Origin of the sequence: Pseudomonas sp. Q2-TVG4-2 (assembly GCF_013620795.1) — a bacterium.
Classification (GTDB): domain Bacteria; phylum Pseudomonadota; class Gammaproteobacteria; order Pseudomonadales; family Pseudomonadaceae; genus Stutzerimonas.
This window is the reverse complement of the sequence record NZ_LGLW01000004.1, coordinates 574646-598049: the sequence shown is the minus strand read 5'-3', so window position 1 is coordinate 598049 and position 23404 is coordinate 574646. Positions and strand designations below refer to the sequence as shown.

Genomic DNA, 23404 nt, shown 5'->3' with positions numbered 1-23404 from the left:
CGGGCGGGCCTGCATTTTAGCGGGGGCGAGAGGCTTGTCGAGTTTCGCCGTGGCTGTATACGACGAAACCCGCACAAGGCGGGTTTCATCGAGGTGCAGCGGCTACGGACCAGTTCGGTGCGGCGTTCTGCTATCGATCAGTGCTGAGCCGCACCGGTCAGCGCATTGCGCTCCGGCCCGCCGAGTACGTTGAACAGCAAGTTCAAGGTTACCGCGCTGAGGGTCGCCACAGCGATGCCGCTATGGGTGATGGGCTCCATCCAGTGCGGCAGATGCGCGAAGAACTCAGGACGGACCACCGGCACCATGCCCAGACCGATGCTCACCGCGACCAGCAGCTGGTTGCGGCGGTCACCGATATCGGCTTCCTGCAGGATTTTGATGCCGGTCGCGGCGACCATGCCGAACATGGCGATACCGGCACCACCCAATACCGCGGCGGGAATCGAGGCGACCATGAAGGCGGCCTTCGGCAATAAGCTCAGGCTGATCAGAAACACCCCGGCAATGGCCGTCACGTAGCGGCTACGTACGCCGGTCATCTGCACCAGGCCGATGTTCTGGGCGAAGGACGAATGGGTGAACGTGTTCATGAAGCCGGCCAGGAACGTGGCGCCGGCATCGCACAGCAGGCCGCGGCGCAGCTGGCTGGGGTCGACTTCCTGCCCGGTGATCTTGCCCAGCGCGAGGAACATGCCGGCGGACTCGACGAAAATGATCACCACCACCAGGCACATTGAAAGGATTGGCGCGAGCAGGAACTGCGGTGCACCGAAGTGATTCGGTGTGACCACCTGGAAGGCGGGCGCCGCGCTGATGCCGGACAAGTCGACCATGCCCAGGCTGCCGGCCAGCACATAGCCGAGCGCCATGCCGATAAGCACCGAGACGTTGACCCAGAAACCGCGCATGAACTGATTGATCAGCAGGATCACGGCGAGCACCGCGGCGGCGACGCCGAGGTAGGGCAGGGCGCCGAACTGGCCGGCACCGGTGCCACCGCCCGCCCAGTTCACTGCAACCGGGAACAGCGAGAGGCCGATTGCGGTGATCACCGTGCCGGTCACCAGAGGCGGGAACAGCCGCACGATTTTGCAGACGAACGGGGCGATAAGCAGGCCGAAGAAGCCAGCGGCGATGGTCGCACCGAAGATGCCGGTCATACCGACACCTGGCATGCCGGCCATCACTACCATGCTGCTGACAGCGGCAAAACTGGCGCCCATCATGACCGGCATACGGATGCCGACCGGGCCGATGCCCATGGACTGAACAACCGTAGCGATGCCGGCCACCAGCAGATCGGCATTGATCAGGAAGGCGATTTCCTCACGTGAAAGCCCGGCGGCCTGACCGACAATCAACGGCACGGCCACCGCGCCGCCATACATCAGCAACACGTGCTGCAGACTCACCAGCAGCATCTGCAGCAGGGGCAGTCGCTTTTCCGTAACGGGCGCGGCTTCCCGCTTGGTCACTTCGTTCATGCAAAACACCTCGGACGCTTTTGTTATTGGATGGTCGCGGTAGCCCCGCTGAACGTGCGGGGCTGGTATTCGTGGTGTGGTTCCGGCCTGGGCTGAACCCTGTCACGGTGTTATCGCTGGTGGTTTCTCCTGATTCGTTGGTCGGCTCGATTGGCTTACGCCGTATCGAATGGGCGAAAAAAAGCCGCGCTCGGAAGCGCGGCCTCCGGGCAGCGATCACTCGATCGGCGCGCCCTTGTCGATCCAGGCGCCGAGCAGATCGCGCTCTTCCTGAGTCATGTTGGTCATGTTGCCCAGCGGCATGATCTGGCTGGCGACGGCCTGCGCGTGGATCTTCGCCGCCTGCTGCTGGATCTGCTGGGGCGTATCGAACATCACGCCAGCCGGTGGGGCGCTGAACAGCGGGCTGCTTGGCTGCGCGGCGTGGCAGACGGTGCAACGCTCGTCGATCACACTGCGAACCTTGGCGAACTCACCGTTGGTGCCTTGCTCGGCGGACGCAGCGGCCTGCTGGGCCTCTATGCTCTGCTCGCGAGGGCTGGTGGGAACGGCATTGGGCACGCCGCCCTGGCGATTCGGTGCGGTGACGAAGGCCAGGCAGATCATGCCGACCGCGGCGGCGGGCAAAGCCCAGGCGAAACGGTTGCTCTCGTGGCGGGTGTTGAAGTAATGCCGTACCAATACTGCCAGCACTGAAATCCCTGCCAGGATCAGCCAGTTGTACTGGCTGCCATAGGTGCTCGGGAAGTGGTTGCTGATCATGATGAACAGCACCGGAAGCGTGAAGTAGTTGTTATGGCGCGAACGCAGCAGACCCTTGGCCGGTAGGACCGGGTCCGGGGTGCGGTTCTGCTCGATAGCCGCGACCAGTGCACGCTGTGCCGGCATGATGATGCGGAACACGTTGCCGACCATGATGGTGCCGATCAGTGCACCGGTGTGGATGTACGCCGCGCGCCCGCTGAAAACCTGGGAATAGGCCCAGGCGGCGAAGATCACTAGCACGAACAGCACCAGGCCGAGCAGCGCCGGTTTCTTGCCCAAAGGCGAGTCGCAGAGCAGGTCATAGACGAACCAGCCGACGATCAGTGAACCGAAGCCAATGGCGATCGCCATGGCCGGTGCCATGTCGCTACCAGGTGCGATCAGATAGAGAGAAGGGTTGAGGTAGTAGACCACCATCAGCAGGGCGACGCCCGATAGCCAGGTGGTATAGGCCTCCCACTTGAACCAGTGCAGGTTATCCGGCATCTGGGGCGGGGCCAGCTTGTACTTTTCCAGGTGGTAGATGCCGCCGCCATGAATCGCCCAGAGATCGCCCGACAGGCCGTCACGAGGATTGGCGCGGTTGAGGTTGTTTTCCAGCCAGACGAAGTAGAACGAGGCACCGATCCAGGCGATGCCGACGATCATATGAATCCAGCGAATACTCAGGTTCAGCCATTCGGTCAGATGTGCTTCCACGATAATTACCTCTTGCACGGCTGGCGTACCAACCGTTGTTTCTTCTTATTCGACTCGTCGCAAGTGTCCCGCTTGTTCTGAAGCATGCATGCCCGGTGTCGGCTGTTGCACTCAGCCGCGCTGGGAATGGCCTCGATGATCAGTCGGTCGTTTACTCGGAGTCCCGGTGGGGGTCGAGGAGAACCAGCTCTTCCTCGGTGAAAAAATGCTCGTCGCAGTTGTTGCCAGAACCGCTGCGATCGACCACCAGGAATTCATCCCGCTTTTCGATCGTCAGCACCGGGTGGTGCCAGACGCCGCGGTGGTAATTGACGCCCTGCCTGCCGTTGCTGCGGAAGGCGCGGACGTTACCCGGTACAGGTGCATCGCCAAATGGCGCGACCACGACCAGAAAAGGGTTGCCGAGCAGCGGAATGAACGCCTGGCTGCCCAGCGGATGCCGTTCGAGCATGCGAATGATCAGCGGCATTTCCAGCGCGTCGGCAGCAAAGATGCTGACGATGGCCTGATCGTCCGGCTGCGCGGTCTCGACCGTCGCCAGCTTGTGATAGCGGCGGGTGGAACCGTTGTTGATCATGAAGTAGTCGCTGCCTTCGGTTTCGATCACATCACCGAATGGGGCGAAGGCTTCTTTGGTCAACGGTTCAATCTTGAGTGTGCGCATGCTGTGCTCGTTATTTGAATTACTAAGTTTGTAGGGTGGCCCACCCTATAGCTGCTCTGTTGTAGCCGTAACATGGGTGAAACCCATCGACCGGGCGTTACGCCGGGCTACTTCAATCGTTGTTCTTTCGTCGTGTCGTTCGGGGGCTTGCTCACATCGCCTGCAGACGGAACAGCGCGATCTTGTTGATCTCGGCCAAGGCGCGGGCGAATTCTTGCTCCGGGGAGTTATGCATGCGCTCCTCAAATGCGGCCAGGATCTGGTGCCGGTTGCTGCCCTTGACCGCCATGATGAAGATGAAACCGAACCTGTCCTTGTAGGCGTCGTTCAGCTCGGTGAAACGGGCGAATTCTTCCGGCGTGCATTCGTGAATGCCGGCACCGGCCTGCTCCGCAGTGGAGGAAGCGGTCAGTTCGCCACGTACGGCGGCCTTGCCGGCAAGGTCCGGGTGCGCGTTGATCAGCGCCAGTTGAGTGTCATGAGGGGCCGTCAGCATGGCCTGGGACATGCGCTCATGCATCACTTCGACATAATCGAGCGTCTCGTCGACACCGGCCTGGTAGACGGTATCCGCTACCCATGGCGAATGCTCGTAGACGTCGGCGAAGGTGGCGATGAACGCGTCGCGGTCGAGGGTGGACGGCTTGATGGTCTTGAACGGTGTCATAGGCTGCGTTCCTCGGTAATGGGGTGAGCCGAGTGCCAATGGCGGGCGATGTCGACGCGGCGGGCGAACCACACCTGCTCGTGGCCCTTGGCGTACTCGATGAAGCGCTGCAGTGCGGCCATGCGCGCGGGGCGACCCAGCAAGCGACAGTGCATGCCTATGGACAGCATTTTCGGCGCGCCTTCCGCACCTTCGGCATACAGCACGTCGAAGGCGTCCTTGAGGTACTCGTAGAAGTCGTCGCCCTTGTTGAAGCCCTGCGCCTGGGTGAAGCGCATGTCATTGGTGTCCAGGGTATAGGGGATCACCAGGTGCGGCTTGTCCGGTGTCGATTCCGGGTCCCAGTAGGGCAGATCGTCGTCGTAGGTGTCGGAGTCATACAGGAAGCCGCCTTCCTCGCGCACCAGACGGCGGGTGTTCGGGCCTGTGCGTCCGGTGTACCAGCCCAGTGGGCGCTCGCCAGCGATATCGGTGAGGATGCGGATGGCTTCGAGCATATGCTCGCGTTCTTGCGCCTCGTCCATGTACTGGTAGTCGACCCAGCGATAGCCGTGACTGCAAATCTCGTGACCGTCGGCGACCATCGCCTTGATCACGTCCGGGTGACGCTGCGCGGCCATGGCCACGGCGAAGACCGTCAGCGGGATGTTGTGCTTGCGGAACAACTTGAGCAGGCGCCAGACACCGGCGCGGCTACCATATTCGTAGAGCGACTCCATGCTCATGTGGCGCACGCCTTGCAACGGCTGGGCGGACACCATCTCGGAGAGAAAGGCTTCGGATTCCTTGTCACCGTGCAGTACGCAGCGCTCGCCGCCTTCTTCGTAGTTGAGCACGAAGGACAGTGCGATGCGGGCGTTACCTGGCCATTGCGGATGGGGTGGGTTCTCGGCATAGCCGATGAGGTCACGAGGGTAGTCGGCGCTCACTGTTCTTATTCCTTTGTCGATCGCTGGTCGCTGCCTTGGATGGCAGTGCGACCGTCATGGCGTAATTGTATACAAAACGTTTTGCGCTTTGTAAATCGCAATTCGCTGATTTCTTTCATTGGCGACTGACGGCTTTCCTCATTACGCATCGTTTCCAAGCTGCTACGATCCAGCCAGACGCATCTCTGTGAGCCATCGGGGGAAAAGCGGTTCAGCCAGTGCTGAATTATTGTGTACAATTTCTAAGAAAACTGTCTTTTAAATTTGTTTGCGCATGCTATGCTCAAACCCAGTCCACACCAATCAGAAGAGGAGGCGGGCGTCAGCAGGGATCTGCGGGTGCCGGAATCTATGGGACGTTTGACTACTCATGTACTGGATGCTGCCCACGGTTGCCCAGGCAGCGACATCCGCGTCGAGCTATATCGGGTCGAAGGCGAGCGCCTCGACCTGATCACGACGCGTCAGACCAACGCCGACGGCCGTTGCGATTCACCGCTGCTGGAAGGCGATGACTACCGCTCCGGTGTTTACCAGCTTCAGTTCAGCGCGGGAGACTATTACCGTAGCCGCGGCGTTCAGCTGCCTGAGCCGGCATTTCTGGATGTGGTCGTACTGCGCTTTGGCGTCAGCGCCGAGCAGGATCATTACCACGTGCCGCTATTGATTTCGCCTTACAGCTACTCGACCTATCGGGGTAGCTGATGGCACCTGTCGCGTGCAGCGACGCGGCAGTGACTTCTCCCATGCGTAAACCTTGACTCCCCTGAGTCGTCGGCCCGCCTTTATGGCGGGTTTTTTTTGGCCGGTGGGCAGGACAAAACGTGGCTTCGGTCCGAGGCCGCGACGTCATTGCGAAAAATCCGCCTGGTAGGAGCCAGCTTGCTGGCGATCAGCGGCGTTCAATGCCACCCCGGATCGCCAGCCAGCCGGCTCCTACGAAAAGCATGGTGTTTGGCGAGGGTGGTGCCGGTCTCGATTCATTTCGCCGGAAAGCGCTAGCGGACAAACTCGCCGCCTACCCGATGCGCTGGCGGCTTATCGGCTCAGCAATGACGCGGTCCCCGCGCCCCCGAACAGGGCGGCACTGATGCGGTTGAACCACACTTGCCCCTTACCTGTGCGCAAGTAACGCGCCGCGCCATGAGCGCCGAACCCGTAGGCCAGCTTGCAGCACAGGTCCAGCATCGCCCAAGTCAAAATCATTGCCAGCAACTGCGGCATAAAGGGGCGTTCGGCATTGAGGAACTGGGGGAGAAAGGCTGCGAAGAACAGGATGTCCTTGGGATTGCTGGCACCCAGACCGAACGCATGCCAGAACAGCTGGCGAAAGCGCGGGCTGACCTCAGCGGTGATAGCACTCGGGCCGCTCTGCGAGCGCCGCGATTCCTGCCAGCTCTGCCAGGCGAGATAGAACAGATAGAGGGCACCGATGATTTTCAGTAGGCCGAACAGCTGTTCTGATGCCAACAACAGCGCGCCGAGGCCCAGAGCGGAAGCGCTGAGCAGGCAGATCGACGCACTGACGCCACCAACGAATGCCGGCCAGGAGCGGCGCACCCCATAGTTGAGGCTGTTGCTGATCATTAGCAGCGACAGCGGGCCGGGGATGAGAATCACCACCAGCGCTGCGCTTGCAAATAACAACCAGGTTTCCAGGCTCATTTCGGTGACCCTCGGCCATGACAGGGTTCAGGTGTTTCATCCCGCGTTCTACGCGATGGCAATGATACGGGCCATGGCGCTTTAGAAATAAAACAGGCCCACCGCCGACGCGATGGGGCCCGATCATTCGCCCCGCTTTTAAAGGAAGGCAAACTTGGCGATGAAGATTATGCACAGTACATAAAGACTGATCGATACTTTGTCGCGCTGACCTGTCAGTACCTTCAGCGTCGCGTAGGTAAGAAACCCGAGTGCGATGCCGTTGGCAATGGAGAAGGTCAGCGGCATCATCACCACGGTGACGATCGCCGGAATGGTGTCGGTATGGTCCTTCCAATCGATATGCGCCAGGCCGCTCATCATCAGCATGGCGACGTAGATCAGTGCGCCGGCGGTCGCATAGGCAGGGATCATGCCGGCCAAAGGAGCGAAGAACATGGCGATCAGGAACAGGACCCCGACGGTCACCGCGGTCAGACCGGTACGACCACCGGCGGCGACGCCCGAAGCGCTTTCGACATAGCTGGTCACCGGAGGGCAGCCGACGAAGGCGCCGGCGACGCTGGAGGTGCTGTCGGCTTTCAGAGCGCGGGACAGGTTCTGAATCTTGCCATCCTCGTCCACCAGATTGGCTCGGTGCGCAACGCCCATGAGTGTGCCGGCGGTGTCGAACATGTTCACGAACAGGAATGCCAGGATCACGCTGACCATCGCCACATTCAGGGCGCCGGCAATATCCATGGCGAGCCAGGTCGGCGCCAGGCTCGGCGGCATCGAAACCAGACCGTTATATTCGACCAGGCCCATGCCCCAGCCGATACCGGTCACCACCAGCATGCTTAGCAGGATCGCGCCGAACACGTTGCGATGGCTCAGTACTGCAATCATCAAAAAGCAGATCGCGGCCAGCAGTGCAGTGGGTTCGCTGAACGAGCCCATGGTCAGCAGGGTTGCCGGGCTGTCGACGACGATGCCGGCGGTCTTCAGGCCGATCAGCCCGAGGAACAGCCCGACCCCGGCTCCCATCGCAAAACGCAGGCTCATCGGGATGCTGTTCAGCAGCCATTCGCGCAGGCGCGATAGGCTCATGATCATGAACAGAATGCCGGAGAGGAACACCGCGCCCAGCGCGATCTGCCAGCTGTAGCCCATCTCGCCGACCACCGTATAGGTGAAGAACGCATTGAGGCCCATGCCAGGGGCCAGGCCTACCGGCCAGTTGGCATACAGGCCCATCAGCAAACAACCCAGCGCCGCACCGATGCAGGTCGCGACGAATGCTGCGCCGTGGTCGATACCTGCATCGGCCATGATATTGGGGTTGACGAAGATGATGTAGGCCATGGTGACGAAGGTCGTCAGGCCCGCGAGCAGCTCGGTCTTGACGCTGGTGCGGTGGGTGCTGAGTTTGAAGATCCGGTCGAGCAAACCAGCGTTCTTCGGTTGCAGCCCGAGGGTCTGCTGTTCCTGCTTTGTGGTTTCCACAAGGTGTTCCTCATCGTTCTTGTTGTCTATCACCTAGAGCGGCGCTCTCGAGGGCAGGTGATGGTGAGGGCTCTTTCTGCTCGGTTTTTTGACCGAAAGGTCAGGAAGGCTTGACGCGATTATGCTTTTGTATACAAGAATTGCAACTCAGATTTGCAGCTATTCGCGCTTTCAGACGAATACAGAAGGTTGATGCCGTCCCAGGTGTGTTTCGCTTCAGCTAAGGCGGCACATCGTCAGATGTGGTTGTTCGCCTGATTGTGCACAATAAATAACGATTTATTTCTATGTTTTACCTTCGGCCACTGCCAGCAGGGTGTCGAAAGGCAGTAAAGTTCGATCTGCCGATACTTCCGACGCGAGTCACCATGAACGAACAGTTGCAGCCTTTAAAAAAGCCGACACGAAACGGCAAGGTCCGGAGCGGGACCCAGGACGACATCGTTTACGCCCATATTTTCGACGCCATCCTGGAACAGCGCCTGGCGCCGGGCACCAAGCTCAGCGAGGAAGCGCTGGGCGAAATTTTCGGCGTGAGTCGGACCATCATCCGCCGCGCGCTGTCGCGGTTGGCTCATGAAGGTGTGGTGCTGTTGCGGCCGAACCGCGGGGCCGTAGTGGCAAGTCCCAGCGTCGACGAAGCCCGACAGATATTTTTCGCTCGACGGATGGTCGAGCGGGCCATCACCGAGCTGGCGGTTCAGCACGCCAGCGCCGAACAGCTGGCGGAGCTGCGGCAGATGGTGACCGACGAGCAGGATTGCTTCGCTCGCGGTGATCGCGGCGCGGGTATTCGCCTTTCCGGGGAGTTTCACCTCAAGCTGGCCGAGGCGGCGAAAAATGCACCGTTGGTGAGCTTCCAGCGCAGCCTGGTTTCCCAGACCTCACTGATCATCGCCCAGTACGAGAGCGGCAACCGCTCGCATTGCTCGTTCGACGAACACAACCAGTTGATCGATGCCATCGCCGCACGCGACAGTGAGAAAGCAGTGAGTCTGATGATGCATCACATGGATCACATCGACAGCAAACTCAATCTCGACGAAGACAGTGCATCGGATGACCTGCACGCGGTGTTTTCCCACTTGGTGCTTGGCAAGAAGAAGTCGCGTACCGCTCGGTAAGGGTTCTGCCATTCGGCGCTGGCGCGTTCTGCACCGGCGCCGTCGTCATCGCTCGCATCAGCGGCCCTGGCAACGATTAACCCCGCTAAGCAAGCTGTGCCAGTTGGCCCCTTCACAACAGCCGGGGCGCATCTGACGCTTGCGGCGCGCATAAACATTTTCAGCCATAGCGCGCACGTCTTGAGCAAGCTGTCGCGGTAGGGTGGGCTTTAGCCCACCGTGATCAGGCCCATGCTTCGCCGTCGTGGGCGAAAGCAAGACGTCGCCCGATCCGCTTTGGCGCCGCAGCGGGCCGAGCTAGTCGGGCGGACTTGAGCCCGCCAGATTCAACCCCAACACGCTGCCAGCGCTGTTGCCGTCTTTATGCTTTCTTGTGCACCGAACGGCCTGCCGCGTAGGTTTCTTTCACTGCACGGTCGTCGCCAAGCATGATCAGCGCGAACAATCGCTCTTCCAGCGTCTTGGCCTGCTGCAGGCGATAGTCGATCAGCGGCGTGGCTTTATAGTCGAGCACTACGAAATCGGCATCCTTACCGGGCTGCAGGTTACCGATTCGATCATCCAGATAGAGCGCTCGGGCACCGCCTAAGGTGGCGAGGTAGAGGGACTTGAACGGGTCCAGCTTCTTACCCTGCAATTGCATCACTTTGTAGGCCTCGTTCAGTGACTGCAATTGGGAAAAGCTTGTACCAGCGCCGACATCGGTACCCAGGCCGACGCGCACGCCATAGCCTTCTACCTTCTCCAGGTCGAACAGGCCGCTGCCCAGGAACAGGTTAGAGGTGGGGCAGAAGGCTACCGCCGAGCCGGTCTCACCCAGGCGCTGGCACTCGTCGTCGCACAGATGCACGCCGTGGGCGAATACCGATCGCGCACCAATCAGACCGTGGTGGTCGTAGACGTCGAGGTAGCCGCGTTGCTCAGGGAACAGCTCGCGCACCCATTCGATCTCCTTGCGGTTTTCGGACAGGTGGGTGTGCATATAGAGATCCGGATATTCCTTGTACAGCTTGCCGGCCAACGCCAGCTGCTCCGGCGTGCTGGTAGGGGCGAAGCGAGGTGTGACTGCGTAATGCAGGCGACCCTTGCCGTGCCAGCGTTCGATCAGCGCCTTGCTGTCGGCATAGCCGGATTCGGCGGTGTCGGTGAGATAGTCCGGCGCGTTGCGGTCCATCAGGACCTTGCCAGCGATCATTCGCAGGTTCAGTTTTTCGGCCTGCTCGAAGAAAGCATCCACCGATTCCTTGTGCACGCTCCCGAAGACCAGCGCCGTGGTGGTGCCGTTGCGCAGCAGTTCGCCCAGGAAGACGTCGGCCACTTCGCTCGCGTGGGTCTTGTCGGCGAACGCACGCTCGGTGGGGAACGTGTAGGTGTTTAGCCAGTCCAGCAATTGTTCGCCGTAGGACGCAATCATGCCGGTTTGCGGGTAGTGAATATGAGTGTCGATGAAGCCGGACGTGATCAATGCATCCGGGTATTCGATCACCTCGGTGCCGGTCGGCAGCGAGGCCAGCAGCGATTCCGCCGCGCCTAGCTGAGCAACCTTGCCGCCCTCGACCACGAGCAGGCCGTCTTCGAAGTATTCATAGGATTTCTCCACGCCTACCTCTCTCGGATCGGCGAGGCTGTGGAGGATGGCGGCACGGTAGGCTTTGCGTTGGGACATGGTTGTTCTCGGAATCGTTGTAGATGGAAATAATGTGGGAGGCTCACCGTCGGGGCGCAGCCTTCGACTCTGGCGGGCCTGCTGTCCGCCTTGCCGCGGGCGCGCTTCCGGCAAAAAAACCGCGGCGCTCGATCAGGCCCGAGATGGCGCTAACTCATCGAGCCTGAGTAAAGATTGCTCGATAGGACGGCACCCTTCCTACGGGTTTGGTTCTGACGCTACGATCGCGGTTCATCCTCGACGCGAAGCAGGGACCAGCATGGGTACCGGTTTTTCGCCGTCGTGACTTTTTTCGCCGAAATTGGCGTTGTAGGTGGCGATCACTTCGCCGGCGATGGATACGGCGATCTCGATCGGCAGCTTGCCCTTCACCTCGGCAATACCCATCGGGCAGCGCATGCGCTGGACCGCTTCGGGTTGGAAACCACGATCGCGCAAGCGGTGTTCAAACTTGACGCGCTTGCTCTTCGAGCCAATCAGACCGTAGTAGGTGAAGTCGTTGCGCTCGAGAATCGCCGCAGTCAGTTCCAGGTCGAGCTGGTGATTGTGGGTCATGACGATGAAGTAGCTACCGGCAGGCATGTTCTCCACCTCATCGACCACGTCCTCATTGACTACCTTTTCCACACCTTGCGGAATCTGCTCAGGAAATTCATTTTCGCGCGAGTCGATCCAGCGCACCTTGCAGGGCAGGCTGGCGAGCAGCGGCACCAGCGCACGACCGACGTGGCCGGCGCCGAACACGGCGATATGCGCCTGCGGCTGACCCATGGGCTCGAACAGCAGCACGGTCGCACCACCACAACACTGGCCCAGGCTGGCACCCAACGAAAAGCGCTCAAGGCGTGTGTCCCGCTCGCGGTTTTCCAGCATGTCGCGGGCGATCTGCTGTGCCTTATATTCCAGGTGACCGCCGCCGATGGTGTCGTACAGCCGCTCACGGCTGACGACCATCTTCGAGCCGGCATTGCGCGGCGTCGAGCCGCGCTCTTCGATGATGGTCACCAGCACACAGGGCTCCCCTTGGTGCTGCAGATCGGCGAGCGCTTCGATCCAGGCCGTGTTGCTCATGGTTTTGTCCTTCATCGTACGGATGGCCGTTCCGTGGAAAACCGCGAAGCGTTTTTCCCCAACCGAAACGTTCATGTTGTTCCCGGTGGGCTGAAGCGGAACGCCGCCCGGCCCACACTACGCCTTCGCGAGCACTCTCGCTCCTGAAGGCCACGCGGAGAGGTCGGCTGCCACCGTAGGATGGCCGGACGACGTTCTGCTTCTGCTTGTAGGGGGCTTTAGCCCACCATTCCGGCTCGCCCATTGCTGGGCTGAAGCGGAGCGTCGCGGCCACCCCGCGTCAGGCCGGTGCCGTTTCCGTGACCACTCGTGTTGCGGCAGCCCGATTCAACCTGCGCATCTGCTCCACGCCCCACAGCACCCGCTCGGGCGTTGCCGGTGCATCGATCTTCGGCTGCACCTTGTAGTCGGCCAGGCTGGCGACCGCATCCTTGATCGCGCACCAGACCGAGATACCGAGCATGAACGGCGGCTCACCGACGGCCTTGGAGTGGAACACGGTGTCTTCTGGGTTCTTGCGGTTTTCCACCAGCTTGACCCGCAGATCCAGCGGCATGTCCGCCACGGCCGGCACCTTGTAGCTCGCAGGGCCACTGGTCATCAACTTGCCCTTGTCGTTCCACACCAGCTCTTCCATGGTCAGCCAGCCCATGCCCTGTACGAAGCCGCCTTCCACCTGGCCGATGTCGATAGCGGGGTTCAGCGAGGCGCCGACGTCGTGCAGGATGTCGCTGCGCAGCATCTTGTACTCGCCGGTCAGCGTATCGACGATCACCTCGGAGCACGCCGCGCCATAAGCGAAGTAGTAGAACGGCCGACCACGTGCCTGGCTGCGGTCGTAATAGATTTTGGGCGTGCGGTAGAAGCCGGTAGATGACAGCGACACCTGGCCGAAATAGGCCTGCTGAATCAGTTCATCGAAGGAGACGTACTGGTCGCGGATACGGACCTGGCCATTTTTGAACTCGACGTCTTCTTCGGTGACCTGGTAATGGCGCGCGGCGAACTCGGTCAGCCGCTGCTTGATGGTTTGCGCGGCGTTCTGTGCCGCCTTGCCGTTAAGGTCGGCGCCAGAAGAGGCCGCCGTCGGCGAGGTGTTCGGCACCTTGTCGGTGTTGGTCGCAGTGATCTGGATTCGCTCGACGTCGACCTGGAACACCTCGGCCACCACCTGCGCGACCTTGATGTTCAGGCCCTGGCCCATCTCGGTGCCGCCGTGGTTCAAGTGGATGCTGCCGTCGGTGTAGACGTGTACCAGTGCGCCGGCCTGGTTAAGGAAGCTGGCGGTGAAACTGATACCGAACTTCACCGGCGTTAGCGACAAGCCCTTCTTCAGAATCGGACTGTTGGCATTGAACGCGCGGATTTCCTCGCGACGACGGGCATATTCGCTGCTCGCCTCCAGCTCGGCGGTCATCTCTTCGAGCATATTGTGCTCGACGGTCTGGTAGTAGGGCGTAACGTTGCGCTCGGTCTTGTCGTAGTAGTTGCGCTTGCGCACGTCCAGCGGGTCCTTGCCAAGCTCTCGTGCCACCGCATCCATGATTTCTTCGATGGCGACCATGCCTTGCGGGCCGCCGAAGCCGCGGTAGGCGGTGTTCGAGGCCAGGTTGGTCTTGCAGCGATGGCCGTTGATGGTGGCATCGCCCAGGTAATAGGCGTTGTCCGAGTGGAACATGGCGCGGTCGACGATGGAGCCGGACAGGTCCGGCGAATAGCCGCAGTTACCGGCCAGATCGATCTCGATCCCGTGCAGCAGCCCGTCATCATCGAAGCCGACGTCGTACTCGACGTAGAACGGGTGACGCTTGCCGGTCATGGTCATGTCTTCCATGCGCGGCAGGCGCATCTTGGTCGGCCGACCGGTGAGGTGCGCGATCACCGCGCACATGCACGCAGGGCCTGCGGCCTGGGTTTCCTTGCCGCCGAAGCCACCGCCCATGCGACGCATGTCGATGACGATCTTATTCATCGAGACGCCGAGCACCTCGGACACAAGCTTCTGGACTTCGGTGGGATTCTGCGTCGAGGTATAGACGATCATGCCGCCATCTTCGGTGGGCATCACCGAGGAAACTTGAGTCTCAAGGTAGAAGTGTTCCTGCCCACCGATATGCAGGCTGCCCTGCAGGCGACGCGGGGCGGTCGCTAGCGCGCCAGCTGAATCACCGCGCTTGTGGGTATGGCTGTCGAGTACGAAATGCTTCTTGCGCAGCGCGTCGACCACATCGATCACCGGCTCCAGGTCTTCATATTCGATGATCGCGGCCATCGCCGCCTTGCGCGCCGTTTCCAGGCTGTCGGCGGCGACGGCGATCACCGGTTGCCCGACGAATTCGACCTTTCCGTCAGCTAACAGCGGATCGCCGGGCATCACCGCACCGATGTCCAGCTGCCCCGGCACATCCTTCGCGGTGATGGCGATGGCGACGCCCGGGACCTCGTAGCAAGGCGCCGTATCGATACGCACAATGCGCGCATGGGCGCGGTCGCTCATGCGGGCGTACACATGCAGCTGGTTCGGGAATTCGAGGCGGTCGTCGACATATACCGCTTCGCCGGTGACATGCTTCGGTGCGCTGTCATGCTTGACGCTTCGGCCCACGCCGGTCACCAGATCCTGGGTGAACAGCGCAGCAATTTCTTCCTGAGTCTTGGTTGGCTTATGCATAGGAAGTAACCCTCGTCTCATATGCCGGCGCTTGTTGTTCGTGGAAGCACTTGCGCAGCAGGTTCTGTGCGACCAGCAGGCGGTACTCGCGGCTGGCACGGAAGTCGGTTAGCGGCGTGAAGTCTTTTTCGAGTGCCAGGCAGGCTTGCTCGATGGCCGATTCGGTAAAGGGCGCGCCGATCAGTGCGCGTTCACAGGCAACCGCGCGTTTGGGAATGGCTGCCATGCCGCCGAAGGCGACGCGGGCATCTTCGATGACGCCGTTCTCGATTTTCAGATCGAAGGCTGCGCAGACGGCCGAGATATCGTCGTCCAGGCGTTTGGAAACCTTGTACGCGCGGAACACCCGGTTTGGCTGAGCGCGCGGCACGATGATCTTCTCGATGAACTCGCCCTGTTCGCGTGCGGTGACCTTGTAATCGATGAAGTAATCCTGCAGCAGCAGGGTGCGGCTGGTGGTGCCCTTGCGCAGGACGACCTGCGCACCCAACGCGATCAGGAGCGGTGGGGAGTCGCCGATGGGCGAGGCGTTACCGATATTGCCACCGAGGGTGCCTTGGTTGCGGATCTGCAAAGAGGCGAAGCGGTGCAGCAGTTCGCCGAAATCAGGATATTCGTTGGCCAGCGCTTCATAGCAATCAGTCAGCGGGGTCGCAGCGCCGATCTCGATGCTGCTGTCGGTCACCTCGACCTTCTTCATCTCGGCGATATGGCCGACGTAGATCATCACCGGCAGCTCTCGATGGAACTGGGTAACCTCAAGCGCCAGGTCGGTGCCGCCGGCGAGCAGACGAGCATCGGGGTTGGCGCTGTAGATATCGGCCAGATCGCCCACGGTCAGCGGCGACAGGCAGCGCTTGTCGCCGCTGTTCAGCTCGGCGGTCTCGCGTGGTTCGATGGCTTTCAACTGAGCAATGGTTTCGGCTTCGCGGGCGTCGAACTGGTCCGGCTGCTTGGCGCAACACGCCTGCTCCGCGGCGTCGAGAATCGGGCGATAGCCGGTGCAGCGGCACAAGTTGCCAGCCAGGGCTTCATGGGTATCGGCTTTATCGAAACCGTCCGCTGATTTTTGCAATGCGAACAGGCTCATGACGAAGCCCGGCGTGCAGAACCCGCACTGCGAACCGTGGCAGTCGACCATTGCTTGCTGAACGCTGTGAAGCTGACCCTGATGCTTCAGGTCCTCGACAGTGATCAGCTGCTTGCCGTGCAGGGCGGACACGAAGGTCAGGCAGGAGTTAAGGGTGCGATAGCGCAGACGGTCACCGTCCAGCTCGCCGACCACGACGGTACAGGCGCCGCAGTCGCCAGAGGCGCAGCCTTCTTTGGTGCCGGGTTTGCCGCGATATTCGCGCAGATACTCCAGCACGGTGGTATTCGGATCGAGTGTCTGCTCACGGCGCAGTTCTCGATTGAGTAGGAACTGGATCAAAGAGGGCCTCCGGGGATTTATTGTTCTGGGCTCTGGTGTGAAAATTAGCGTTATCTGACTTTCTGGTCAACAAATACCTGACCCAAAAGTCAGTGCGGCCGACGAGCGCAGGTATCAGCGGTGATTGCGTAGGCCGCTGCCGGTGGATGTTCTTGATCACGAGTATGGATCAGGCGGGCAAAAGTGGCTGCGCGCGGCGATGGACGTGGATTCTGCGAAACGAACTTAGATAGCCGGTTAGCGAATTCAAATGATGCCTGGGTGGGCCGTGAGGTCCCGGGAATACGGTTGGAACCCCACGTGCAGCAGCGCATCAGCCAGCGATCAACTCCCGCGCGGCCTGACTGTGATCGGCAATCAGCCCGGCGATGTCGAGGCCCTCCACCTGACCGTCGATGACGCGCCACCGTCCGCCGACCATCACGCGGTCGGCCCGATCGGCTCCGCACAATAGCAGCGCCGAGACGGGATCATGGCTACCGGAGAAGCGCAGCTCATCGAGCTTGAACAGCGCCAGATCGGCCTGCTTGCCGACCGCCAGCTCGCCGACATCGTCGCGGCCCAGCAGATGTGCCGAGCCGCGTGTGGTCCAGCCCAGCACACGCTCTGGCGTGATCTGCTCTGCCCCGTAGCGTAGGCGCTGAATGTACAGCGCCTGGCGGGCTTCGAGGATCAAGTTGGACGCGTCGTTCGACGCCGAACCATCTACGCCCAGTCCAACGGGCGCCCCGGCGGCTTCCAGTGCTACGGTTGGGCAGATGCCGGACGCCAGCCGCATATTTGAACTCGGGCAATGGCATATGCCGGTACCGGCTGCGCCCAGGCGCTCGATCTCGTCGTCATTGAAATGGATGCCGTGGGCCAGCCAGGTGCGTTCGGATAGCCAGCCGACGCTGTCCAGATAATCCACGGTGCGCAGGCCGAAGCGCTGCCTGCAGAATGCTTCCTCGTCGAGGGTTTCCGCGAGGTGCGTATGCAGGCGTACGTCGTGGTGCTCGGCTAACGCGGCGCTGGCGCGCATGATTTCGGGGGTAACCGAAAAGGGCGAGCAGGGCGCTAGAGCGATCTGTATTTGCGCACCGGCGCCACGCTCGTGGTAACGCCCGATCAAGCGCTCGCTATCGGCCAGGATCTCCTCGGCAGCCTGCACGGTGTGCTGCGGCGGCAGTCCGCCATCGGCTTCGCCCAGACTCATGGAACCGCGGGTGAGCATGGCGCGCATGCCCAATTCCCGCACGGCATCGACCTGCACGTCGATGGCGTTCTCCAGACCACCAGGGAATAGGTAGTGATGATCGGCGGCGGTGGTGCAACCGGAGAGCAGCAGCTCGGCCAGCGCCACTTTGCTGGCTAGCGCAAGGCGGTCCGGCGTCAGGCGTGCCCAGACCGGGTAGAGTGTTTTCAGCCAGGGGAACAGTGGCTGATTCACCACAGGCGCCCAGGCGCGGGTGAGGGTCTGGTAGAAGTGATGGTGAGTGTTGATCAGGCCCGGAAGTATCACGTGTTCGCGGGCATCGAATGTGCTGTCGACGGGTGTGGAGGGGGATTGCCCAGCAGCGAGGAGTTCGACGATGGTGCCATTTTCGGTCACCAGCCCGCCGGAGGCGTCCTGGTCGTTGGCGGTGAAAATAGCGAGGGGATGCTTGATCCAGATACGGCTGGCAGTCATGGCCGGCTTCTCCTGAGTTGAGTTCAGAGATGAGCCAGCTCAGTTATGCCCTGTCTGCTGATCCAGGAGCCTGTGCGGGTGCGCACAGAGGCGGGACACACCATAGCGGCTCCCGGTGGGGTTGTCATCGTCTGCGGTTGCAGGATGCGGATGTCCGGTCCCGGCGAAACCTGTAGGAGCCAGCTTGCTGGCGAAGCTTCTGCATAGCATCTTCACGAGCAAGCTAGCACTCACATTCAGCGCTCAGGCTCGCCAGCAAGAACTCGGCGTCCCTAGCTCCCACGGGACGCGCTCGTATCAGCTCCTGGTCAACCGCCGAGGTAGGCGTCGCGGACCTTGGGGTCGCTCAACAGCTCTTCGCCGCTGCCCTGCATGACGATGTGACCATTCTCCAGCACGTAGCCACGGTCGGCCAGCTTGAGCGCCTGGTTGGCGTTCTGCTCGACCAGGAAGACGGTCACACCATCTCTGCGCAGCTGCTCGATGATCTCGAAAATCTGCTGGATGATGATCGGCGCCAGACCCAGCGAGGGCTCGTCGAGCAGCAACAGCTTAGGCTTGCTCATCAATGCCCGGGCGATGGCGAGCATTTGTTGCTCGCCGCCGGACATGGTGCCGCCGCGCTGCTGGAAGCGTTCCTTCAAGCGCGGGAACAACAGCAGCACTTTGTCCAGCTGCTCCTGAAAATCCGTGCGGTTGGTGAAGAAACCGCCCATGACGAGGTTCTCCTCCACCGTCAGGCGAGCAAAGATGCGCCGCCCTTCAGGTACGACGGCGATGTCCTTGCGCATGATGTCGCAGGTCTGTTTGCCGACCAGTTCCTCGCCCTCGAAGCGGATGCTGCCTTCGGAGGCCATTGGCGTGCCGCAGAGCGTCATCAGTAGGGTCGATTTGCCGGCACCGTTGGCGCCGATCAGCGTGACGATCTCGCCTTTGCGGACCTCAACGTCGACGTTGTGCAGCGCCTGGATCTTGCCGTAGAAGGTCGAGACGTTTTCGAAATACAGCATGGTTACGCCTCCCCCAGATAGGCTTTGATGACGTCCGGATTGTCCCGAATCTGCTCCGGCGTGCCGTCGGCCAGGGGGCAGCCCTGGTTGATCACGACGATATGGTCGGAAATGCTCATGACCAGCTTCATGTCGTGCTCGATGAGCAGCACGGTGACATCGTGCGTGTCGCGCAACATGCCGATCAGTGCCTTGAGGTCCTCGGTTTCCCTCGGGTTCAGGCCGGCTGCTGGTTCGTCGAGCATAAGAATGCGCGGACGCGTCATCATGCAGCGGGCGATCTCCAGGCGGCGTTGCTGACCATAGGCGAGGGTGCCGGCCGGGCGGTTGGCCACCTCGGTGAGGTTGACCTGCTCAAGCCAATGGGCGGCGAAATCCATCGCCTCGTGCTCGCTCTGGCGGAACGCCTTGGTCTTCAGCAGGCCGGACAGGAAGTTGGTGTTGAGATGCCGATGCTGGGCAACCAACAGGTTCTCCACGGCGGTCATGTCCTTGAACAGGCGGACGTTCTGGAAAGTACGGACCACACCCTTGCGGGCGATCTTGTGGCCGGGCAGGCCATGGATCGCTTCTCCGTCGAGCAGGATTTCTCCCGAGGTGGGCTGGTAGAAGCCGGTCAGGCAGTTGAATACGGTGGTCTTGCCGGCGCCGTTCGGACCGATCATCGAAACCACTTGTTTGTCCTGTACGCTCAGGCCCACTCCGTTAACGGCCAAGAGGCCGCCGAAGCGCATGGTCAGGCCGCGTACTTCAAGAATCGGGCGGCTCATCGCTTCAGCTCCAGGTGGGGGCGTTGCATAGGCAGCAGACCCTGCGGACGCCAGATCATCATCAGCACCATCAAGGCGCCGAACATCAGCATGCGGTATTCGCTGAACTCACGCATTAGCTCGGGCAACAGGATCATCACGATGGCGGCGAGAATCACCCCCAGCTGAGAGCCCATGCCGCCGAGCACGACGATGGCGAGGATGATGGCTGATTCGATGAAGGTGAACGACTCCGGCGACACCAGGCCCTGACGGGCAGCAAAGAAGCTGCCGGCGAAACCGGCGAAGGTCGCGCCCAGTGTGAAGGCTGAGAGTTTGATCACGGTGGGGTTCATGCCCAGCGCGCGGCAGGCGATCTCGTCCTCGCGCAACGCTTCCCAGGCACGGCCAATGGGCATACGCAGCAGACGGTTGATCACGAACAGAGTCAGCAGCACCAGCAGCAGGGCGATCAGGTAGAGAAAGATCACCTTGTTGATGGAGGCGTAATCCACGCCGAAGAACTCGTGGAAGGTCTGCATACCCTCGGCGGCGCGACGGTCGAACGAGAGGCCGAACAGTGTGGGCTTGTCGATGCCGCTAATGCCGTTCGGACCACCGGTGAGATCGGTCATGTTGCGCAACAACAGACGGATGATCTCGCCGAAACCCAGGGTCACGATCGCCAGGTAGTCACCCCGAAGGCGCAGCACCGGGAAGCCCAGCAAGAAGCCGAACAGCGCCGCCATGGCGCCGGCAATCGGCAGCGCGACCCAGAACCCGATCCCGTAGTAGTGCGATAGCAGCGCGTAGGTGTAGGCACCGACCGCGTAGAAGCCGACATAGCCCAGATCGAGCAGACCAGCCAGACCGACGACGATGTTCAGGCCCAGGCCCAGCATCACGTAGATGAGGATCAGCGTGGCGATGTCCACCGCGCCGCGCGAGCCGAAGAACGGCCAGGCGAGCGCCACCAGCACCAGTCCGATGATGATGTAGCGCTGAGTCGACGGCAGGGTCAGGAAGCTGCCTGCGCCGGCCGGAATCGTCGGCAGTTTAGGACTGGCGGCCCAGCCGGCCGCCGCGTGGTGGCGGAACAATTGCCAGAAGAACATGGCCACGGCGCAGGCCGCGATGATCCAGAAGGTATTCGCGTCGCTGCCATGGACTTCGAGGCGAATGCCGACGGTGGTGAGTTTCAGACCGAACACCGGTACCGCGACGGCGATGACCAGCAACGCGCTGAAAAAGGCAGTACGAAGATTGCGGGTCATACCTTTTCAACCTCCGGGCGACCAAGGATGCCGGTCGGACGGAACAGCAGAACCAGAACCAGCAGGCTAAAGGCCACCACGTCCTTGTACTGATCTCCGAAGATGTCGGCGCCGAAGGCTTCGGCAACACCGAGCACCAGCCCGCCCAACATCGCACCGGGAATACTGCCGATGCCGCCGAGTACCGCGGCGGTGAAGGCTTTAATGCCGGCCAGGAAGCCGATGTGCGGGTTGATCACCCCGTATTGCATGCTGATCAGCACGGCGGCAACGGCCGCCAGCGCGGCCCCGATGACGAAGGTCAGGGCGATGATGCTGTTGGTATTGATGCCCAGCAGGTTGGCCATCTTCAGATCTTCAGCGCAGGCGCGGCAGGCGCGACCCAGCCGGGAGCGGGAGATAAACAAGGTCAGTCCCATCATGGCAAGGATGGTGACCACGAAGATCAGCACCTGCATGTAAGAGACCACCACACCGTTCATGGCGCTTTCACCGAAGATGAAGTTGCCCGGCATCAGGTTGGGGATCGCCTTGTCCTTCGAATCCTGAGAGAGCAGGACGACGTTCTGCAGGAAGATCGACATACCGATCGCCGAGATCAGCGGAATCAGCCGGTTGCTTCCGCGCAGTGGTCGGTAGGCGACCCGCTCGATGCTGTAACCGTAGGCGCTGGTGACGATCATGGCGGCGGCGAACGCGCCAATCATCAGAATGGGCAGGGCATCGAGCCCCATCATCGAGAGCCCGACGATGGCGATGAACGTGACGTAGGAACCGATCATGTACACCTCGCCGTGGGCGAAGTTGATCATGCCGATGATGCCGTAGACCATCGTGTAACCGATGGCTATCAAGGCATAAGTGCTGCCAACGGTCAGGCCGTTGATCAGCTGTTGGAAGTAGTGGTAAAGCTCAGGCATTACGTTCTCCTGAACACCCAGCAGCCCGTGCTCGACCGCCAATGCGGACCTGCTTCGAACACGCAGCACGGAGAATGCAGCGCCAAGGGCTCCGTGCGGATCACGCACAGTGCCAGCTTCGAGGCGGGCCAGCTATGCAGGCCACTCGCTTGGTTGAAGGTGTTGCGGGGGCGGCCCCATTGCTTGTGGCCGGGTCAGCCCCGATCAGCTAAAACAAAGCCCACAGCGGACGCCGTGGGCTTCGGTTGGGTGGTTACCGGTTCACTTGGCTTCGGTCTTGGTGCCGTCCTGGTGCCATTCGTAAACCACGAAGTTGAAATCCTTCAGATCGCCCTTCTCGTCGAACGAGAGGTTGCCGGTCGGCGTATCGAAGGTGTTGCTGCGCAGCGCTTCGGCGACCTTGTCGGTGTCGGTGCTGCCTGCTTTTTCGATACCCTCGGCAATGACCTGGACCGCAGCGTAGGCTGGGAACACGAATGGGCCGCTCGGGTCCTGGTTCTTCGCCTTGAAGGCGTCGACCAGTTCCTGGTTACGCGGGTCCTGGTCGAAGGACTTCGGCAGGGTCACGTACAGGCCTTCGGAAGCCGGGCCGGCGATGGCCGAGATTTCCTTGTTGCCGACGCCTTCCGGCCCCATGAAGCGCACGTTCAGACCACGCTCTTTGGCTTGGCGCAGCAACAGACCGAGTTCCGGGTGATAGCCGCCGTAGTAGACGAAGTCGACGTCTGCCTGCTTGAGCTTGGAGATCATCGAGGAGAAGTCCTTGTCGCCGGCGTTGATGCCTTCGAACAAGCCGACCTTGACGCCTTTCTCTTCCAGGGTCTGCTTAACGGCGGTGGCGATGCCTTCACCGTACTGCTGCTTGTCATGGATGACGGCAACATTTTTCGGCTTGACGTGATCGGCGATGAAGTTGCCTGCGGTCGGACCTTGCAGGCTGTCCAGACCGATGGTGCGGAAAATCAGTTCATAACCACGGGAAGTGATGTCCGGGCTTGTCGAAGCCGCGGTAATCATCAGAATGCCTTCGTCTTCGTAAATATCGGACGCGGGCTGGGTCGAGCTGGAGCACAGATGGCCAACCACGAAGCTGATTTCGTCGTTGACGATCTTGTTGGCGACTGCGACCGCCTGTTTGGGGTCGCAAGCATCGTCATACACGACGCCTTCCAGTTGCTGCCCGTTGACCCCGCCCTTCTTGTTGATCTGCTCGATGGCCATCTGGGCCCCGATGAACTGCATGTCGCCGTACTGCGCAACGGCCCCTGTGACCGGGCCGGCCAAACCGATCTTGATGTTGTCGGCGGCAAGCGTATAGCTCGCTGCTCCCGTCAAAGCGATTGCCATGAAAAGTTTGGAAAGACGCTGTTTGGTCTTCATATGCGCTCCACTTGCATCATTATTGTTTTGAATCCTGCTGGCTGCAGTGTCGTTCAGGAGCAAACGTCCCCAAACGG

At 61.1% G+C, this 23404-nt stretch carries 19 protein-coding genes; 2 read left to right on the top strand and 17 right to left on the bottom strand.

Features of this window, described 5'->3' with window-relative positions; genetic code table 11:
• Positions 1-137 precede the first annotated feature (137 nt).
• From H3028_RS11095 to puuE, 5 genes are all read right to left on the bottom strand, one after another.
• On the bottom strand, positions 138-1487 hold the full coding sequence (locus tag H3028_RS11095; RefSeq protein ID WP_181297062.1) for a nucleobase:cation symporter-2 family protein: 1350 nt from the start codon (positions 1485-1487) through the stop codon (positions 138-140).
• Between the two features lie 216 nt (positions 1488-1703).
• A complete protein-coding gene (locus H3028_RS11090) occupies positions 1704-2951 on the bottom strand; it encodes a urate hydroxylase PuuD (RefSeq protein WP_181297061.1) in 1248 nt (415 codons plus the stop codon).
• Between the two features lie 151 nt (positions 2952-3102).
• Positions 3103-3615, bottom strand: coding sequence for an ureidoglycolate lyase (locus H3028_RS11085; RefSeq protein WP_181297060.1), 513 nt, complete (start codon positions 3613-3615; stop codon positions 3103-3105).
• A gap of 151 nt (positions 3616-3766) precedes the next feature.
• Positions 3767-4282, bottom strand: a complete 516-nt coding sequence (gene uraD, locus H3028_RS11080; protein WP_181297059.1) for a 2-oxo-4-hydroxy-4-carboxy-5-ureidoimidazoline decarboxylase — start codon at positions 4280-4282, stop codon at positions 3767-3769.
• Positions 4279-5211, bottom strand: coding sequence for an allantoinase PuuE (puuE, locus tag H3028_RS11075; protein WP_181297058.1), 933 nt, complete (start codon positions 5209-5211; stop codon positions 4279-4281). The genes uraD and puuE overlap by 4 nt, the downstream gene beginning before the upstream one ends.
• Positions 5212-5562: 351 nt before the next feature.
• On the opposite strand from puuE, the gene uraH reads away from it, so the two are divergent.
• Positions 5563-5916, top strand: coding sequence for a hydroxyisourate hydrolase (gene uraH / locus H3028_RS11070; RefSeq protein WP_181297057.1), 354 nt, complete (start codon positions 5563-5565; stop codon positions 5914-5916).
• Between the two features lie 333 nt (positions 5917-6249).
• Here uraH and H3028_RS11065 read toward each other — a convergent pair whose 3' ends face one another.
• Together H3028_RS11065 and H3028_RS11060 are read right to left on the bottom strand one after the other, a co-directional pair.
• Positions 6250-6876, bottom strand: coding sequence for a LysE family translocator (locus H3028_RS11065; RefSeq protein WP_181297056.1), 627 nt, complete (start codon positions 6874-6876; stop codon positions 6250-6252).
• Positions 6877-7014: 138 nt separating this feature from the next.
• Positions 7015-8361 carry an NCS2 family permease gene (locus H3028_RS11060; protein WP_181297055.1) on the bottom strand — a complete coding sequence of 449 codons (1347 nt, stop codon included), beginning with the start codon at positions 8359-8361 and terminating at the stop codon, positions 7015-7017.
• A 368-nt stretch (positions 8362-8729) separates the two neighbouring features.
• Between H3028_RS11060 and H3028_RS11055 the strand changes: the two genes are divergently transcribed.
• Positions 8730-9485 (top strand): GntR family transcriptional regulator, encoded by a 756-nt coding sequence (locus tag H3028_RS11055; protein ID WP_181297054.1) that lies wholly within the window; start codon positions 8730-8732, stop codon positions 9483-9485.
• 361 nt (positions 9486-9846) lie between these two features.
• On the opposite strand, the gene guaD is transcribed toward H3028_RS11055, so the two are convergent.
• From guaD to H3028_RS11005, 10 genes are all read right to left on the bottom strand, one after another.
• Positions 9847-11151: a guanine deaminase gene (gene guaD, locus H3028_RS11050; RefSeq protein WP_181297053.1), complete on the bottom strand. Its 1305-nt coding sequence runs from the start codon at positions 11149-11151 to the stop codon at positions 9847-9849.
• Between the two features lie 231 nt (positions 11152-11382).
• Positions 11383-12222: a xanthine dehydrogenase accessory protein XdhC gene (gene xdhC, locus H3028_RS11045; protein ID WP_181297052.1), complete on the bottom strand. Its 840-nt coding sequence runs from the start codon at positions 12220-12222 to the stop codon at positions 11383-11385.
• A 280-nt stretch (positions 12223-12502) separates the two neighbouring features.
• Positions 12503-14893: a xanthine dehydrogenase molybdopterin binding subunit gene (gene xdhB, locus H3028_RS11040; protein WP_181297051.1), complete on the bottom strand. Its 2391-nt coding sequence runs from the start codon at positions 14891-14893 to the stop codon at positions 12503-12505.
• Positions 14886-16325 carry a xanthine dehydrogenase small subunit gene (gene xdhA, locus H3028_RS11035; protein WP_181297050.1) on the bottom strand — a complete coding sequence of 480 codons (1440 nt, stop codon included), beginning with the start codon at positions 16323-16325 and terminating at the stop codon, positions 14886-14888. Before xdhA ends, xdhB begins: the two co-directional genes overlap by 8 nt.
• Before the next feature lie 313 nt (positions 16326-16638).
• Positions 16639-17994 (bottom strand): 8-oxoguanine deaminase, encoded by a 1356-nt coding sequence (locus H3028_RS11030; protein WP_181297049.1) that lies wholly within the window; start codon positions 17992-17994, stop codon positions 16639-16641.
• 308 nt (positions 17995-18302) lie between these two features.
• A complete protein-coding gene (locus tag H3028_RS11025; RefSeq protein ID WP_181297048.1) occupies positions 18303-19004 on the bottom strand; it encodes an ABC transporter ATP-binding protein in 702 nt (233 codons plus the stop codon).
• 2 nt (positions 19005-19006) lie between these two features.
• Positions 19007-19774, bottom strand: a complete 768-nt coding sequence (gene livG, locus H3028_RS11020) for a high-affinity branched-chain amino acid ABC transporter ATP-binding protein LivG (protein ID WP_168425041.1) — start codon at positions 19772-19774, stop codon at positions 19007-19009.
• Positions 19771-21027 (bottom strand): high-affinity branched-chain amino acid ABC transporter permease LivM, encoded by a 1257-nt coding sequence (locus tag H3028_RS11015; protein WP_181297047.1) that lies wholly within the window; start codon positions 21025-21027, stop codon positions 19771-19773. Before H3028_RS11015 ends, livG begins: the two co-directional genes overlap by 4 nt.
• Positions 21024-21947, bottom strand: a complete 924-nt coding sequence (livH, locus tag H3028_RS11010) for a high-affinity branched-chain amino acid ABC transporter permease LivH (RefSeq protein ID WP_181297046.1) — start codon at positions 21945-21947, stop codon at positions 21024-21026. Before livH ends, H3028_RS11015 begins: the two co-directional genes overlap by 4 nt.
• Positions 21948-22208: 261 nt before the next feature.
• Positions 22209-23327: a branched-chain amino acid ABC transporter substrate-binding protein gene (locus H3028_RS11005; protein WP_181297045.1), complete on the bottom strand. Its 1119-nt coding sequence runs from the start codon at positions 23325-23327 to the stop codon at positions 22209-22211.
• Between the last annotated feature and the right edge of the window lie 77 nt (positions 23328-23404).

Bases quoted from the DNA above. Each gene is read 5' to 3' on its own strand.
- H3028_RS11095 (WP_181297062.1), bottom strand. From the start codon at position 1,487: ATGAACGAAGTGACCAAGCGGGAAGCCGCGCCCGTTACGGAAAAGCGA.
- H3028_RS11085 (WP_181297060.1), bottom strand. From the start codon at position 3,615: ATGCGCACACTCAAGATTGAACCGTTGACCAAAGAAGCCTTCGCCCCA.
- uraD (WP_181297059.1), bottom strand. From the start codon at position 4,282: ATGACACCGTTCAAGACCATCAAGCCGTCCACCCTCGACCGCGACGCG.
- uraH (WP_181297057.1), top strand. From the start codon at position 5,563: ATGGGACGTTTGACTACTCATGTACTGGATGCTGCCCACGGTTGCCCA.
- H3028_RS11065 (WP_181297056.1), bottom strand. From the start codon at position 6,876: ATGAGCCTGGAAACCTGGTTGTTATTTGCAAGCGCAGCGCTGGTGGTG.
- H3028_RS11055 (WP_181297054.1), top strand. From the start codon at position 8,730: ATGAACGAACAGTTGCAGCCTTTAAAAAAGCCGACACGAAACGGCAAG.
- guaD (WP_181297053.1), bottom strand. From the start codon at position 11,151: ATGTCCCAACGCAAAGCCTACCGTGCCGCCATCCTCCACAGCCTCGCC.
- xdhC (WP_181297052.1), bottom strand. From the start codon at position 12,222: ATGAGCAACACGGCCTGGATCGAAGCGCTCGCCGATCTGCAGCACCAA.
- xdhB (WP_181297051.1), bottom strand. From the start codon at position 14,893: ATGCATAAGCCAACCAAGACTCAGGAAGAAATTGCTGCGCTGTTCACC.
- H3028_RS11030 (WP_181297049.1), bottom strand. From the start codon at position 17,994: ATGACTGCCAGCCGTATCTGGATCAAGCATCCCCTCGCTATTTTCACC.
- H3028_RS11025 (WP_181297048.1), bottom strand. From the start codon at position 19,004: ATGCTGTATTTCGAAAACGTCTCGACCTTCTACGGCAAGATCCAGGCG.
- livG (WP_168425041.1), bottom strand. From the start codon at position 19,774: ATGAGCCGCCCGATTCTTGAAGTACGCGGCCTGACCATGCGCTTCGGC.
- H3028_RS11015 (WP_181297047.1), bottom strand. From the start codon at position 21,027: ATGACCCGCAATCTTCGTACTGCCTTTTTCAGCGCGTTGCTGGTCATC.
- livH (WP_181297046.1), bottom strand. From the start codon at position 21,947: ATGCCTGAGCTTTACCACTACTTCCAACAGCTGATCAACGGCCTGACC.
- H3028_RS11005 (WP_181297045.1), bottom strand. From the start codon at position 23,327: ATGAAGACCAAACAGCGTCTTTCCAAACTTTTCATGGCAATCGCTTTG.